The organism is Pseudoalteromonas sp. PPB1 (assembly GCF_015356275.1).
In the GTDB taxonomy this organism is placed as follows: Bacteria; Pseudomonadota; Gammaproteobacteria; order Enterobacterales; family Alteromonadaceae; genus Pseudoalteromonas; species Pseudoalteromonas rubra_D.
Window position 1 is genome coordinate 35,926 of the sequence record NZ_JACEQV010000013.1, and the last position, 16,537, is coordinate 52,462.

General features: G+C 48.6%; 13 protein-coding genes. 7 read left to right on the plus strand and 6 right to left on the minus strand.

Translation table 11 applies throughout. The annotated features are described in order from the left end of the window. Positions 1 to 30 precede the first annotated feature (30 nt). On the plus strand, positions 31 to 2,520 hold the full coding sequence (locus IY568_RS14265; RefSeq protein ID WP_194867934.1) for a hypothetical protein: 2,490 nt from the start codon (positions 31 to 33) through the stop codon (positions 2,518 to 2,520). Here the strand turns inward: IY568_RS14265 and IY568_RS14270 are convergent. Beyond that, positions 2,517 to 3,356: an AraC family transcriptional regulator gene (locus IY568_RS14270; protein WP_194867935.1), complete on the minus strand. Its 840-nt coding sequence runs from the start codon at positions 3,354 to 3,356 to the stop codon at positions 2,517 to 2,519. The genes IY568_RS14265 and IY568_RS14270 overlap by 4 nt on opposite strands. A gap of 95 nt (positions 3,357 to 3,451) precedes the next feature. On the opposite strand from IY568_RS14270, the gene IY568_RS14275 reads away from it, so the two are divergent. The 4 genes from IY568_RS14275 (at position 3,452) to IY568_RS14290 (ending at position 8,494) form a co-directional block, all read left to right on the plus strand. After that, positions 3,452 to 4,204: an HAD-IIB family hydrolase gene (locus tag IY568_RS14275; RefSeq protein WP_194867936.1), complete on the plus strand. Its 753-nt coding sequence runs from the start codon at positions 3,452 to 3,454 to the stop codon at positions 4,202 to 4,204. A gap of 73 nt (positions 4,205 to 4,277) precedes the next feature. Then, complete coding sequence (locus IY568_RS14280) at positions 4,278 to 5,870, plus strand: ABC-F family ATPase (RefSeq protein WP_010386910.1); 1,593 nt, start codon at positions 4,278 to 4,280, stop codon at positions 5,868 to 5,870. Positions 5,871 to 6,134: 264 nt separating this feature from the next. Further along, positions 6,135 to 7,793, plus strand: coding sequence for an SUMF1/EgtB/PvdO family nonheme iron enzyme (locus IY568_RS14285; protein WP_228553353.1), 1,659 nt, complete (start codon positions 6,135 to 6,137; stop codon positions 7,791 to 7,793). 329 nt (positions 7,794 to 8,122) lie between these two features. Next, positions 8,123 to 8,494, plus strand: a complete 372-nt coding sequence (locus IY568_RS14290) for a hypothetical protein (protein ID WP_194867937.1) — start codon at positions 8,123 to 8,125, stop codon at positions 8,492 to 8,494. Between the two features lie 95 nt (positions 8,495 to 8,589). Here the strand turns inward: IY568_RS14290 and IY568_RS14295 are convergent, their stop codons facing one another. Next, positions 8,590 to 10,125 (minus strand): hypothetical protein, encoded by a 1,536-nt coding sequence (locus IY568_RS14295; protein ID WP_194867938.1) that lies wholly within the window; start codon positions 10,123 to 10,125, stop codon positions 8,590 to 8,592. A 387-nt stretch (positions 10,126 to 10,512) separates the two neighbouring features. On the opposite strand from IY568_RS14295, the gene IY568_RS14300 reads away from it, so the two are divergent. Together IY568_RS14300 and IY568_RS14305 are read left to right on the plus strand one after the other, a co-directional pair. Beyond that, positions 10,513 to 11,781, plus strand: a complete 1,269-nt coding sequence (locus IY568_RS14300) for a sterol desaturase family protein (RefSeq protein WP_194867939.1) — start codon at positions 10,513 to 10,515, stop codon at positions 11,779 to 11,781. A 44-nt stretch (positions 11,782 to 11,825) separates the two neighbouring features. Next, positions 11,826 to 12,569 carry a DUF1295 domain-containing protein gene (locus tag IY568_RS14305; RefSeq protein ID WP_138538610.1) on the plus strand — a complete coding sequence of 248 codons (744 nt, stop codon included), beginning with the start codon at positions 11,826 to 11,828 and terminating at the stop codon, positions 12,567 to 12,569. Positions 12,570 to 12,791: 222 nt separating this feature from the next. On the opposite strand, the gene IY568_RS14310 is transcribed toward IY568_RS14305, so the two are convergent. The 4 genes from IY568_RS14310 to IY568_RS14325 form a co-directional block, all read right to left on the minus strand. Further along, positions 12,792 to 14,630 carry a winged helix-turn-helix domain-containing protein gene (locus IY568_RS14310; protein ID WP_194867940.1) on the minus strand — a complete coding sequence of 613 codons (1,839 nt, stop codon included), beginning with the start codon at positions 14,628 to 14,630 and terminating at the stop codon, positions 12,792 to 12,794. Positions 14,631 to 14,692: 62 nt separating this feature from the next. Further along, entirely contained in the window at positions 14,693 to 15,070 is a 378-nt protein-coding gene (locus IY568_RS14315) for an MmcQ/YjbR family DNA-binding protein (protein WP_125562802.1), read from the minus strand. Between the two features lie 62 nt (positions 15,071 to 15,132). Next, complete coding sequence (locus tag IY568_RS14320) at positions 15,133 to 15,780, minus strand: GNAT family N-acetyltransferase (protein WP_228553354.1); 648 nt, start codon at positions 15,778 to 15,780, stop codon at positions 15,133 to 15,135. 114 nt (positions 15,781 to 15,894) lie between these two features. Then, complete coding sequence (locus IY568_RS14325) at positions 15,895 to 16,350, minus strand: GNAT family N-acetyltransferase (RefSeq protein ID WP_125562804.1); 456 nt, start codon at positions 16,348 to 16,350, stop codon at positions 15,895 to 15,897. Between the last annotated feature and the right edge of the window lie 187 nt (positions 16,351 to 16,537).

Here is a 16,537-nt window from a genome sequence, read left to right on the forward strand (position 1 = left end):
TTAAAGGCCCGGCCCAGCCGGGCCTTTACCATGCAGTATCTATACGTTTTATTCTTTCTATTGTCATTTTATTGCTCGCACACTTCAGCCCGGGAAGTAGGCGATATTGCCGACTTTGTATTTGCTGATCTGTATGTCGACCAGCAAAACTTTCCCGAAGGGGCAGAGTTACTCACCGACAACTACGAAGATTATTATTTATCCCAGAATAATCTCAATGCCTTGCTCGTTAGCCACCTCTTTATTGACCCTCCAGGCAAACGCTTGTCCGGTGAACTTTGGGGTGAGAAAATCGATATTGAACTGGATGAAACACACTGGGTTACGTTAGATGGAGAGCCTCATATCCGGCTTGACATGCTGGCGGCACTCGGCATTGATTCAGAGTTTAATACGCGCACTCAGGTGCTGGTTTTTGACACCCGGGAAAGACACCCCAGTTCACAGGAAAAAAAACGCGAGGCGCGAAAAAATATCCTTGCTGCAATGCAGCGAAAACGCGCCAACCAGCTTGTTTTGAACGACCAGTATCAATGGTACACAGCACCTTATGTCGATGTGCAACTGTCTGCATCGGATAGCAAACACAATTCCAGCGCTTCAGCCTATGTTTCTGTTAATCAGGATTTAGCGCACCATCAGGCACAAATCATATTCACTGACTCTAACAACGATAAACGCAATGGGCGTTTTCAGCTCTCCCGCAGTCTCACTGAGCTGAGCGAATATCAGTTTGGCGATTTGCAGGGTATCACAGGCGCACTGCTGCAAACCGGCGGAAGCGGTCTGGGCGTGCAATATGGGGCGACGCACAGCAGCGCGAGTAAACCTCTCATCATCCAGGGCTATGCGGAACCTGGCAGTGACGTCGAGCTCTATCGCAATGATGTGCTGTTTGACCTGGTGCGGGTAACAGCCAATGGTCAGTACCGCTTTCGGCCGCTCCAGGTGTTTAACTCGAATCACAGTTATCACTTGATGATCCAGTCGCCAGACGGAAAACGCGTTCGCCGGGCAGTCACCCACCAGGCGCATTCTGGCTATAAACCCGGACAGTGGTATACCAACTTAACGGCCTACACAACCAAAGCATCCATACTCAAAAAAAGGCGTTTTAACCCTCAGGAAAAATACCTCAACTCGCAATTGAACTATGTTGTCAGTGCCCGGGACGAAATAAACCTTGGTGGTGAATGGCTGGAAAACACCCGCCAGAAAACATTCTTATGGTATCTGGGCTGGGAGCGGGCAAATAGATCAAGCGATGCCAAATGGAGCCTCAAAGCGGGCGGACATGAGCAGTTCCACTATGATCTGAAATGGCTGACCCCACTGAGTACCACACAAACTTTAAGCCTTGCGTCCCAGCGTGGTTATGGTCAGTTTGGTAAGGAAAATATCAATACGCTGAATTATGAGCAGACATTCAATCGCTGGCAGCTTAGTTCAACTTTAGGCCTCAGCCAGATAAATGAATTACATTATAAATCTGTTGATGGCTACCTCAGCTACCAAGCCGACTCAGGCAGTGTCAGCACAAACGTCAGTCAAATTAGGGGAGATGACGCGCATGAGCAGCAATACTCTATGATTGGTAGCCTGTTTGGCAATTGGGGCAGAGCGAGGTTTAATTGGAACAAGTCAACCGGCTTGTTTGAACAACATTCACTGGCGCTCAGTTACGCCAATCAGTTCAACGGCTATCACGGCTCTTTGCAACTGCGCCGCTCCTTCACTCAGCGCCGTAATGCCACGTCTTTTACATTGTCGAAAACCTTCGATGCGATGGCTGTCAATGCCAGTGCCACCTACCATGAAAGCAATGGCTGGCAATTTGGCTTATCTTGCTCATTTTCGTTTTACGGATCAAGGCCGCTCAGCACCATCAGCAGCCAAAGTGGTCGACAAAGCAGTTCCGTCAAGCTGCGCGCGTTTTACGATCGTAATAACAATCAACGATTTGATGAGCAAGACCAGTATTTACCTGATATTGCCGTGATGATGCATGGCAACAAGGTTGACACTGTTTCTCATCCACAAGCCAGAACAGTGCTTCACCTACCCGCAAATCGTCCTGTGACACTGGAAGTAGAACACAATGAGTTGGACGTCCTGTACTTACAACCTCAGTTTGGACTCATAGAAGCCGACCTGCATCCAGGTGCTCAGCCCATTGTTGACGTCCCTTTTCACCTGCAATTCGAAGCTGAGGGCATCATTTCCCTGCGTAATGATGACGGCAAACTTGCAGACCTCACTGGCCGGGTGGCGCTGCAACTGACCCGAGAAACCAGCGGTGAACAAACCATCATCTACACAGAATCAGATGGCTTTTTCTTTTTTGACAAGTTAAAGCAGGGAAAATATCACCTAGAAGTCTCTCCACACTACTTGGCCCAAAAGACGCTTACCTGTGACCCTTGCCAGTTACGCTTTACGCTGGATGAAAACAGCGAACAGCTGGTCATACTGGATGATTTGACACTGTTTCCAATTCCCCCAACGCAACCCAAAAGCTAACGCTTGCGCCAGCTAAACTGACGCCGATAGGCACTGGGTGTCATACCTGTTTGTGCTTTAAAAAACTGATTAAAGTAGGCTGCACTGACAAAGCCGCATTGTTGTGCCACCACCCCAATAGGCCGATGCTCAGTTGCCAGTAAATGCTGGGCACGCTGACAGCGCAGTAGCGCGCAATATTGAGAAAAAGAGCAGCCAAGTTCTTGCTGAAACCACCGTTTTAGCGTCGCGGTGCTGACATTGATATGCGCTGCACACTGAGCCTGACTGGGAGGATTGTCAACCTGACTGGCAATGAAGGCCTGAACACGCGCTAGCCGCTCTGAGATACGCGAATGAGCAAGCCGGATCCCTTTGGCAGGACAGGCGCGCAGCTCCGTCAGTATCTCACATAGCAAAGCCAACCGACCAACCGGACTTTTCGTGTGAAGCGCCAGACACTGTTCACGTACCTGCTCAGCAGCATCCCGACTGAAAACCAGCCCACTCTCAATACGCTCAAGCCAGCCTTGCAAGTCTGCCAGCTCCTCAATGGCGCAGTTCAATAGTGCCTTAGGCCATAACACGACCACAACCAGCTCAGCCGTATCATTGGGTGCCTGACTGTCCCAGGTATGGGGCACTCCGGGTGCAACCAACGCCAGGTCAATGTCATCAAATTCATGAATGGCATTACCGATAAATCCACTGCCCTGTGCCCCGATTGTCAGGATCAGTTCGAAACAATCATGCTGATGCCATTCAAACATGACTTTTTGTTTTTCGATGTATTTAACCTGTACAGATTGATTCAGTGCAAATCGGATCGGTGCAGGCTTTCCGGTATTAACAGTCAAATGGAGCTAATATTTATAAATAATGAGCTAATAACTAAAATATTAAGTGGTTAGTTTGGCAAAGTAAACGCTCTCTTTTGTACCTGGATGTAACGATGAATTTTGTTTTTGATTTAGATGGCACGACCGTATTCCAAGCCCAACGCATGCTTGACGACATAAGGGATGGCCTGTTAGCACTTGAGCGCAGTGGTGGCAACGTATACTTCGCCACAGCCCGACCACTAAGAGATACGCTCCCCGTCTTGCCTGAGTGCTTCTGGCACCACCCTATTATTGGCTGCAATGGCGCTATGTTCAGTCAAAACAAAGCGGTGGTCAAAGCACACAGCTTCGACCCGGCTCAGGTGGGAGCCTTACTTGCTTGGCTCGACAACCACCAGATAGCGTATTTATTTGATGGTCACTGGCAGTATGCCATCTCCGATAAGCCTCATCATTTTCATCAGCATGTGGCCGAGCTCGGTATCCCGCCAGGCTGCAATCAGACCCTAAGACATGAGCCCATAGTCAAACTCCTGATCCTGGAAGATGCGCATCATGATCAGGTCAAGCACATGTGTAAGCAGACCCTGAACAGCTTTGAAATCTATCATCATAATGGCCACCATTGTTTTGATCTGGTGCCCGCACGCAGCAACAAGCTCACAGCGCTGCTAGAGCTTGGCCTGGATATGCAGCAAACCGTGTGTTTTGGTAACGATGTCAACGACATTGCAATGCTGGAAGCCGCCCAGCAAGCTTATGTTGTCGGTGAACAGATCACACCGAATTGTGAGTACGTTCAATTAACCGAGCAAACAGTCGCGTTGACCCTACACCAGTTAGCAAATAATCTTTGTGTATAAACCCGCACCTTGCTCCCCCCCTGCCGCGATTTAATGCTAAAATCGCGGCAATTGAATTTAATGAGCACCCCTTATGCTGTCTTGTAACAACATCACCATGCAGTTTGGCGCTAAGCCACTGTTTGAAAATATCTCGGTTAAATTTGGCGACGGTAATCGCTATGGTCTGATCGGCGCCAATGGCTGTGGTAAATCAACCTTTATGAAGATCCTCAGCAAAGAGCTTGAAGCCAGCGCAGGTAACGTGTCTTATGACCCGAATGAGCGCATTGCCAAGCTGAACCAGGATCAGTTTGCCTACGAAGAATTCTCAGTGGTCGATACCGTTATCATGGGCCACAAAGAGCTGTGGGAAATCAAACAAGAACGTGATCGCATTTATGCTTTGCCGGAGATGAGTGAAGAAGACGGCATGAAAGTGGCGGATCTGGAAACCCAATTTGCCGAAATGGATGGGTATGCGGCTGAAGCCAAAGCGGGTGAGCTGCTGTTAGGCGTGGGCATTCCGACAGAACAACATTACGGACCTATGTCAGAAGTGGCACCGGGCTGGAAACTGCGAGTGCTGCTGGCACAAGTACTGTTTGCCGAACCGGACATCATGCTGCTCGACGAACCAACCAACAACCTCGACATCTATACCATCAAGTGGCTGGAAGATGTACTAAACCAGCGCGACTGCACCATGATCATCATCTCGCACGACCGTCACTTCCTGAATTCTGTGTGTACGCATATGGCTGATATCGACTACGGCGAGTTACGCATTTATCCGGGCAACTACGACGAATATATGCTTGCAGCCACTCAGGCGCGGGAACGTCTGCTAGCTGACAACGCTAAGAAAAAAGCCCAGATAACTGAACTTCAACAGTTTGTATCACGCTTCTCGGCAAACGCTTCAAAAGCGAAGCAGGCTACATCGCGTGCCAAGCAAATTGACAAGATCCAGCTGGAAGAAGTTAAAGCGTCGAGCCGTCAGAATCCGTTTATTCGCTTCGAACAATCCAAGCAGCTATTCCGGAATGCACTGGAGCTGGAAACCCTGTCACAAGGCTATGAAGACGTGCTGTTCAGCGGCCTCAATGGCCTGGTTGAGGTGGGTGAAAAAGTCGCGATCATCGGTGAAAACGGCGTGGGTAAAACCACCCTGCTGAATACCCTGGCTGGCCGCATGGCGCCAAAATCGGGGGCGTTTAAATGGTCAGAAAATGCCAACATTGGTTACTATGCTCAGGATCACGCGGACGAGTTCGAGAAAGACCTGGACCTGTTCCAGTGGATGGAGCAATGGCAACAGGAAGGTGACGACGAGCAGGTGGTTCGCGGTTTCCTCGGTCGAATGTTGTTCTCGCAGAACGACATTAAGAAATCAGTGAAAGTGATTTCCGGAGGTGAGCAGGGCCGAATGCTGTTTGGCAAACTGATGATGCACAAGCCAAACATTCTGCTGATGGATGAGCCAACTAACCACATGGACATGGAATCTATCGAATCACTGAATATGGCACTGGAGCAATACGAAGGCACCTTGTTCTTCGTATCGCACGACCGTCAGTTCGTCTCCTCTTTGGCGACTCGTATCTGGGAAATCAAAGACGGTCAGATCATTGACTTCCAGGGCACCTACGACGAGTACCTGGCAAAACAGGCCGCAGAGCAATAAAGAGGATTGTCTGGCCGCGCCCTGCGGCCAGACTCTCCACACAAATAACTTTTCAATTGCACTCCTGCTATTTCCGTCCCACTTTCCATTTCGTTTTCACCATGTGTGTTAAATAAAAATAAGAATAAAAGTCAAAAACTTAAACCCAGCCTTATCGCCAAATCGTTCTAGAATATTTCTATTTTCCTCACTTTGTAAAAATTCGCTAGGATTTCTCCCGTTCAGGTTAGGCATGGTGAAGCCGTCTTTTTTACAGGAAAAATAATGATGAAAGCGACTCTTCCCTATTCTACCTGCTTAGTGCTACTGGCCAGTGCACCCGCACTAGCTGGCAAACCCCTTACGCCCATTGAACCCATCATGGTGACTGTCCCGGCGGGCAGCTTTGACATGGGCAGTAAAGAAAACGAAAACAGTCAACCCGTCCGTACTGTTACCCTGCCCGAGTTCAGCCTGGGGAAATACGAGGTCACCGTCAGAGAGTATCGACGCTTTATAAAGGCCACCGGCTTTGAGGCTCCACAGGCCTGTTATCACCAACTGGACAACTGGTTCATCGGCAATACGCCCGGTAGCTGGGATAATAACAGCTTGACCCACAATGAATTTCAGCCTGCTATCTGCGTAAGCTGGGCAGGTGCAAAAGCCTATGTTGACTGGTTAGCAAAAACGACCGGGAAACCCTACCGTTTGCCCAGTGAAGCAGAGTGGGAATATGCAGCTCGCGGCGCTGTCACAAGCCGATTTTATTTTGGCAATGACCCGAAACACCCTTCTGTTTGTCAATATGAGAACACCGCCGACCTGAGCGGAGAAAATGAGCTACAACGCTCCACTAACAGCTCTTATGTCAACTTCGTTGATGGCTTTGCCGATTGTGTTGATCATGCGACCTATGCCAGCGTCGTCGGTATGTACAAACCCAACCCATATGGTCTGCATGACATGCTGAGCAATGTCGCAGAGTTTATGGGTGACTGCTATCAAAACAACTACAATAATGCCCACTCTGATGGTCGAACATTCCAGTCAGAGCAGTGTGAAACCCGCTCTACACGCGGCAGCAGCTGGCACTGGAATATCTGGCCTGTAACACAACGCGGTGGGATGCCTGAAGACTTTGCGGGTGCCGCCGAGGGCTTTCGCATCGCATTGGATGGCCAGGCCCCCAAGCCCGGCAAAGCAACTCGTCAATTCGAGCGGCAGCTTGCCTTTGCGCAACAGCAGGAACAAAAACGCCGGGATCAGCAGTTTGCTTATCCCCAGCCTGTCACTAACCTGACACTTTCCCAAATCGATGGTAAAGCGATGCTCAGCTGGGATAGTAGCAAAGAAACAGATATTTTTGGCTACCGGGTTTATCGTAATTACAGCGCAGGCTCTATGTTTGAACTGATTGCCGACAACGTCATCGACACGCAGTTTATCGATGCCAATGCCTCGCCCAATATTTACGAATATGCTGTGGTAGCCGTACGTCGCAACCTGCAAAGCAACTACAGTAATCTGGTCAAAACCCAAGGTAAAGCGCTTACAGTTCCGGGCCGCATCGAAGCTGAATATGCGCACACCGTCACTGGCGCGAATACCGACAGAACCTCAGATACGGAGGGGAGATTCAATCTGACCGGTGGCGGTGGCATTGCCGAAGGTGCTGAGATTGACTACCAGATCACAGTCAATCAAAGTGGTCACTATCGTCTGAGTTATCGGATTGCCGGACCACGCGATGGCAAAGGCTTTTCTGTCAAAATCAACGGGAAAACGGTCTCAAAACACGCGGTCAGGGGCACCGGTGGCTATCATGACTGGCAAACCCAACAAGGAGAGCGTGTTTACCTGAGTGCAGGCGAGCATACGCTGAAACTTCAGTCCCACGACACCAACTGGAAACTCAACTGGCTAGCGCTGAATCGCGACTAACCATTAAAGCGGGGGAAACTAAGTTTCCCCCGCACTTGCAATCTGCTCTGTTAAGGTCAGTATTCCTCCACAAATTGCAATAACATAACGAAAACGCGCCCCATAAGTTTGCCCATTCATTGAAATAAGCGCTACTTTTTAACATAGGCCTGAAAAAGCGTTTCTAACTTTGATTAACCAGCAGACTGTATGGACTATGACTTAACATGCTAATCAAATATTGCCTCTTACTCACCCTCTTTCTCTGTTCATCAAGCATAGGTGCACGCTCGCTCTGTGACAGTCCTCAGTATCATGCTTTTGATTTCTGGATAGGGGAATGGCGAGTCATGTCAAAGGGGCAGTTTGCAGGCAATAGTAAAATCACCAAAATACTCAACGGCTGTGTCATTTTAGAGGAATATCAGGCAGTTTCCGGGTATAGAGGTAAGAGTTTAAATATCTTCGATAAACAACAGCAACACTGGCATCAAAGCTGGACTGACAATGCCGGTTTGCTGCTGCAACTCAATGGCAACCGCTACAATGACGGCATGGTATTGCAAGGCCCGGGGCTGGACAGTGAAGGCAAGCCTGTTTTACACCGCATCACCTGGCAACCCAAAAAGAATAACACAGTACACCAGCACTGGCAGTCCTCAGGCAATGAGGGCAAGTCCTGGGAAACGCTGTTTTATGGTATCTACCATAAAATTCAGTGAAGGGTAACCAGGCTCGCGCTCAGCAGGGCGTTGTGATAACCATGCTGTAGGTAAAAGGGCACACACTTACCTGTGCCCGTTTACAGGATCCACGATTACTGCGGTGGGATTGCAGGCCAGTATCCAAGCACAAAATTATCCATTTCCCCTTTAATACTAACGCTACCATAGGACCGAACCCGGACAATCATGCGATAAAGCGGCCGCGAAGAGTCGACCGGGTAAACTTCATGCAGTTGAAAACTGCCCACCCCCAGCATGCGCTCTTCACAATGGCTATCTTGTGCACCATTCATGTAATATACGTCTGTACACACTCTGACGGGCGTGTCTTTTTGCGCTTCCATCAGCTGTACAGCCAACTGGGTATAGACTTTATCCGCATAATATTTTTCGCCCCAGCCAAAGTAATGTGTAAAGCTAGCCTGGCGCCACGGACTCATCTCAAACCCCAGGCTTTGCTCACCACTGATGACCTGAAGATTCTGATTGCTCAGGGTAACGTCTTGCGGCGAACGTGTTGTAAATCCGCCGGTATCAGTTTCAAACCCTGACGTCGAGATCGTCACCAAACCATCCGACAAGCTGGTACCGGAAAGCAGCGTCAGACTATTTAAGGACACAGCTCCGTCCGCGGTAATACGCAGCTCAGTAGAGGTAATCTCTGTGGTCAAGCCATCACTACCCAGGTCAACAATAATCGGCACCACGGTGGTACTATTTGGTGCAATGTAATAACTAGGCGCAAAGGCAGCACTGTGATCAACATTGCGGAACTGCTTTTGATAACTGGCACTGCTATAAAGCTGCGCATTTACCGGCTGCGAACCTGGGTTGGTAATGCTAGCCTGATAGATCATATACTCAGGGTGAGTATGAGAGAAGTCAGGCGCAGCAAGGTGAAAGCGCGTAGCATAACTGCCGGATGCAGTCTGGTTTAAACGCAAACTTGCCACCCCATTAGCATGCGTCAAAGTGGGAGCATGACTAAAAAAGGCGTCAACCTGCGCCTCGGTGAGCGTCGAGAAGTCTTGCCCTGGTGAGAACAATTCCACTTCGGCATTGCTTTGATGGCTCCCCTCTTCGAGTGTTATCTCAAGATTGTCCAGGTAGACGGTTTCATTGGGTAAAGCGTAGCTGTCAAGAAACCAGGTAACTTTGTGAATGGCTTTGCCCGCTGGCAAGGTTACCTGGCAGTCATGAGAATAAATACTGTCCTGATACGTGGGTACTTCATCATTACGTGAAACATAAGACTCGTACACATTGCCATCGGCATATTCTATCTCAAACACACACTGCACTAGGGTGTAGGGGTTGCGGCTTTCACTATCGGATAGTGGCATCGCAATATCAAACGACGCATTCAAACGACTCACCTCGGGGAGCGTTCGCATGATCAGCGCCTCAGTACCGACCCGATAATGGCCTTCGCTGGTCATCGCCAGACTCTTTGCGCCGCTGATGGGTGACAGCGGAGTTGCTGCAAACTGGCTCAATGCGCCGTCTGCTACAAACAAACCGACATAGCCATCATCAAAATTCTGACTGACCAGTGTTGTTGTGTCTGAAGCCTGAACCGCTGCGGCAGACGCCATCAACCCTAGCAGAGGTAATACATATTTAGTCATTGTTTTCATTTCCTTTTTTATATCCCGCACACCGTATCGGCCTGAACTGAAAAACATTGAGCAAACACTCTATTTTTATTCCTGAGCATAAAACAGCAGGGAATCTTTATTCCACATCCATTTTCCATTCACATTTAAAAAACACAATGTTAACCACCATTTTCTATTGGGCATTCGCCTACAACCCCTGTATACAAAGGGGGTAAGGTGTAATGGCAAGGAACAGCAAACAAAATTAGTGAAATTAAGGATAAAACAATGTTAATATAAATTTACAAAGTTATTTTATTCCATATGTCGATGCTTATGACATATGCATCATAAAAAGACAGCAAGCCTGTTGGCTGCTGCCCTCAACTAATTAAGACAACACACTAAGGGATTAACATGGATCTCAACTTTACCGAAGAAGTAATGTATACCCTGCCCTTTTATCTGGGCCCGCTTTTTATTCTGGCAACCATCAATTTTTTGCGAAAGCAAAAAAACTACCGCCTCAATGACACCCTGACCAATGCCACCATTGCACTGGGCAATCTGGGCTTGTCGTTTATCTTTTTGCTCGCCGTGGTTGCCCTGTACACCCTGGTCTACAACGAGTACAGACTGGTCGAACTGGATCAGAGCAACCCGCTGATTTATTTACTCGCATTCTTAGTTTATGACTTTTTGTATTACTGGAACCACCGCTTCCATCATATGATAGGGCTATTCTGGGCCGACCATCTGGTACACCATACGGCGGAGAATTTTAATTTTGGCGTATCCATCCGGATCAGCTATTTCACCGAACTGACCATGTGGATGACCTTTATCCCTATGGCATTTATGGGCATTTCGCTGGAAGTATTTCTGGCCGCCAGCTATACCCAAATTATCTGGGCATTTTGCATTCACACCAAATATCTGAAAAAGACCCCTCGCGCAGACAAAATTTTTAATACCCCCTCTTTGCACCGCGTCCATCATGCGCGTAACCGTCAGTATATCGACAAAAACTATGGGGGCATCTTAATCATCTGGGATCGCCTGTTTGGCACCTATCAGCGAGAATTGGAGAGCGACCCGGTGGTGTACGGTGTGCGTGAATCATACCCAAGCTTTAGTCCACTGGTGATCAACTCTTATTACCTCAAAACCATTTGGCAAAAAATTAAATGCTCACGTTCTGTGTTTGAGGTGTTGTGCTCTATTTTTGCGCCACCAGCCTGGCTTCCTAAAAACGCCAATAAAGCCGATTTCTACTCGCTCACCGCCAAAGTAAAGTCCAAAGACTTTAAGCCAAAAGACCCTTACATCTGTAAACGCACCAAATGGACTGCCTTCGTGCGCTTTAGCAGTATTGTGGTGCTGTTTACCTATCTGATGAGTTATTTTGGCGAGCTACCCACATTGCCTTTAGTGAGCCTGTCCCTGCTGTTTTTCTGGCTCTGTCACTTTAACGGCTTAGTGTTCGATGGCGCCAAGCTAGGCCTGCCTATGGAGGCCGTCACACAAGTGTTATATGGCCTCATTTTGTACTGGGCCATCGAGACCGGTCAAGCGGCCTGGATCACCCTGGGGACTGCCACACTGGCACTAATATCTCTGTGTAACTATGTCATCTACCGCACCCGTCCAGCTGCGCCAGTGGAACTCAGCGCAGAGCTCCAGTAGATGATATCGACTAAAGCTAAGTTAATATGATTGAAGGAAAAAATATGGAAACAATAAATCAGAACTCGGACAGTCAAAGTGCCGGTGGTGGGGTCAATCGCGAGCATGGCCGAACCATAGCGCAAAGGTGGACCTTTGTCGGCCTGCACTTTGGCTTAGTACTCTTTTGCGCCTGGCTGGCAGTAGCTGACGGCTGGACGCTGATTGGCCAAGTATTTGGCCAACAATGGACGCTGGTAGATAACGACAGAGCCCTGCTCATGCTGGCCTGTGTGTTTGTCTACTGGTTGCGCCATGCCATTACAGTACTCTACCTGCTGCAACGCAGAATTGACTGGGGAGAAGCTTTGGGTTTGCTGTGCTTCATGGCCTTTTTCGAAATAGGCCTGTTACTGGTCGGCGGTGGTGCATTCAGAAGCGAAGTGATCCCATTTGGTACTCTGGACATAGTGGCGCTGGTTCTGCTGGCCGTTGGCTCATATCTGAACAGTGGTTCTGAGATCCAACGAAAATGGTGGAAACAAAATCCAGCAAACAAAGGCCAATGCTACACAGAGGGTCTGTTCAAGTATTCAATGCACATCAACTACTTTGGTGATGTCGTGCTGTTCACGGGCTGGTGCTTACTCAGCTATAACTTCTGGACGCTGTTGCTGCCCTTTTTTATGGCGTACTCGTTTATCAGTTTCCATATTCCGGCACTTGATGGCTACTTGTCTGAGCGTTATGGCGAGAAATTCGACCAATACGCAGCCAAAACCAAAAAGCTGATTCCCTTTGTCTACTAATACCAATTTGCTTAATTAAGTGATCTATTTTGAGGCGAGAAAATAGGGTCGATAACAAGGCAAAAACTTTGCTATTTAGTTGTTCTAAATGAGAAATTTTTAACACTGTTAGCGTCCTATTTGCTCCTTCAAATAGACTAGGTATTAAGTGAAATTGGTATAACCTTGCGTGTCAGGCTCAGCGGCCCTCATCGCCTCTGAGTCTGACGGGTAATACCCTACCTATCTGCCCGCAGCCATTAAATTGAGTGCCAGCAACTGTGCTTCATTCTGCGTTCGCCAGTCTGACGTCGCATGCTCACTGATATACTGCGCATAGAAATCACTGTTCACGCCTGACTCAACTGGCATCTGACATAACAGCAACGCCACATCAAGACCAATCCGGCGCTCTCCTGACAGCTGAGCCAGCTCAAAGGCACGCAACGCCAGGGGCAAAAGTTCACTCTCAGTTTGCACGGCAGCCGCGTACATGACTGACAGATAAGCATTTTCTGCATTATCCTGACGTACACTGGAGATCAGTGATTCAGCCTCCTCAAAACGCGCTTCACGCAAATAATAACGAACCAAAAATTTACGGCTGGACTGAGCCACCCAATGATTCGGTGTCAGTGCCGTATATTCCAGCACGCGCCGATAGTGTGGTTCTTTGTCAGCGGGTTTATCTGCAAAAATAGCATAGTGGAAAGGCACTTTAGCAAAGTGGTAAACCGGCAGCTCATAGTCCCGCATTTTCTCCTCTGCCAGCCTTAAATAATGATACTTGTCATCATCCTGCTGATTTTTGCTCGCCATTATCGACAAGTAAGTCAGCGCATCTAACTCCCTGGCAATGTCCTGTGTCTGTCGGGCCAGCTGTGCGGAATGCAGCAGGCTCGCTTTAACCTGCTCATAATCCCCCTGCAAATGATGCAACCAGGAACGACTGTGCAAGACGTCTGACTGAGCTCTCAGATCCTGGCTGATCCCCAGCGCCTGCAATGCGGCGTCCAGTCTTATCAGACTGAGGTCGACGAGGTTTTTGCGTAACAAAATCTCACCCTGATACGCCAGAGCGCGCCCCTCTTGCTGTGAGTTTGTCTGCGCTTTGGCCAGCACGGCCAGTTTTTCAGCCATGGCCATCGCTTTCTCTAATTCCTGCACATCCAGATACGCATTAACCAATGCTCCCAGCAGGATCAAATCTTTTGGTGTCCGCTGATGGGCCTGCGTCAGCATGGCTAGCTTAAGGTCAGGTGAGTGGGCATGCTGCAACAAAGATGCAACGACCGGCTGACTGAGATGTTGATAGAGCTTCTGCTGCACGGCTTGTGGAGTTGCGCCATGCAACACCCCCTGCCACTGACCCGCCGGGCCTTTGAGCCAGAAAGTCAGATACCAAAGCGCGTCAATCTGACGCGCACTGGCTGTGAGGATCACCGGATGCTGCGTTGCCACCTCTGGGTACAACAATTCCTGCGATGTTCTGAAATGCGCCGCAGAAAGCGTAGCCAGGGACGTAAAATTCAGCTGCGTGGTGTCTTGTAGTTGCCACTGTTCAGGCCCTGTACCTTCAAATGGCAAATAAGTTATCGCAAAATGTGTCGGTTGCACTTCATCGCGCTGCATCACAAAGATAACCGCCAGCAACACCAATAAGGAGATAAGCGAAACTGCCAGCCAGTTGCTGACCCTGTGGCGTGCTGGAGCGTCAGTGGGTGTCGCGGTCACAGGTGTATGAACAGTGTCCTGAGTGGTGAGTGAGTGCGTTACCGACGCGGTGTTCACGGCTGTTATCTGGCGCTGCCACTGGTAACCGCGCTTAGCAAAGGTTTTGATCGCATCGTTGCCAAATAAGGCGCGTAAATGACTGATATTCTGAAACACCGCCTGTTCAGAGACGACTTTGCCTTGCCAGACCTGATCCAGAATTTCCTCTTTACTCAACACTCTGTGGGTATTTGCCAGTAACAGAGCCAGTAATTTTGCTTCATTGTGGCGAATAGCAAGTGCGGTGCCCGCACGAAGCAATATCAAATCAATACTGTCGAACTCAAAGTCATCGAACTGGTAGCGCATAGTGTTATGTAATTGTTATTATCCTACTCGGAAACAAGAATAACCCAATTGTGATTAAAACACTAAAGGTGCAGCAATACAGCCTCTCGCTGTTTTTTGGACATCTTCTGCACCACCAGTAGAAATGAGTTATCGATCATGCGCTCAATTTCTCCGCGGGGCACTGAGCCGTCCAGGATCACCGTATTCCAAAGTCGCTTATTCATATGATAACCGGGGATCACAGCCTCAAAAATATCCCGCAATGCCTGTGCTTCATCCGGGTCACACTTCAAATTTAGCCACCAATGGCACGTTTCACCTTCGTTATATCTGCCCGGTGACAAGGTGGCGAACATTTTGTCTTTCACTTTAAACACATCCACACCTGGTCCAAAGGGTTGCCCGACAGAAGAAAAGGGTTTATTGAGCAGGTAAGTGTGGGCTTGTGTATGGTCCATGGTCGATTCCTTTACAGATATATAAGCACACCATACACATTCACATAGCGTATGCCAATGTTCTAAACAGCAGGTTCGCACGCACCGTATGCCGCGAAGATATGTTCATAGAAATGCGCTTTATGAGCCATCAATAATGCAGCACGTTTATGGGGGAAATCAAACTCGAATTGTTTGTCATAACCGAGCTCTGCCATGCGGGTCAACAGGCGCGCATTGTCGGCTCTGGGTTCCAGCACAATGCGCTGAGTCTGTGGCTGACTTTGATAGATCAGATGACTGAGGCTGGTCATCCAGCCTCGAAAATTATTTGGTCCTCGGCAACTTTGCTCACCCACTAACAAATGTATCCCGCGGTCATAAGTGTCGGCTTCATAGTAGTGTGCCAGCTTGTCTTTCGCCGCCCAATATACCTCCAGATAAGCGAAAGGCTGCTCGTCAAGGTATCCTATCAAAGGCAAAGTGTGGGCATCGGCTAATTTGTCACTCAAGTACTGCCATTGTTTTTCTTCACTCCAGGCCTGTTGCCAGAAATGCGCAATCCGGGGATCATTCATCCAGCGGCAAAAGCGGGGCAAATCATCGGGGCTGATCAGCTTTAGTGCAAATTGCTTATTTAAATAAGGGTTAAAATACTCGGCCAGCACGGCCCCCATTTCCTGGGGTTTGTCCTGCTCAAGTCCGGTGGACCATAAATTTGAGGTATTCATAAATAAAATAGTAACTTTGGCGGATAACACCTATGAGACGAACATCATACAGACAAATTTATGCCACACACCGAGTGACACATCCATGCCACATAGCAACAACGTAGCAGAGTGTTACGCTGTCTGAACCGGGCTCTTAATAACAAACCCACTTTCTACACCCGATTTGAATCCCACCTTTTCATACAACTTATGCGCGCTGGTTCTGGTCGCGCCAGACAACAACATCACCTTATAACAATCCTGCTCCCAGGCACACGACAACGCCTTTTCGAGCACCTGCTCACTAAGCCCCTGACGACGAAACGACTCCGCGGTAATGACATGTTCAATGATGCCAAATGGGCGGCACCCGTTGGTAAGTGTCAGTACCACACCCAATTGACAAGTTGATGCCAGCTGGCCGTCTACCTCAGCAACCACGATACTCACTCCCGGGTTATTCAGCATCTCAGCCCAAGTCGACTCAAGCACCTGCTCGCTCATATGAGGATCATGTCCACGTAACTCTTTATACAATTTCACAATACCGAATAAATCTTGCTGTGTTGCCAATCGGATGTTTGTCATTTTTGCACCTCGTCCTTAATTTAATTTCAGTAAGCGTATGTCCCAGGCCAGTAAAAGCACCACAGGACTCTGATTTACTTAACAGAGCGACTATTAATTTAACCAACTCGAGCTGAACATGTACACAGATGTATTCCTTCACGTGATAAAAGAAAAGGGCTCAGCTGAGCCCTTTTCTTAGTTTTCT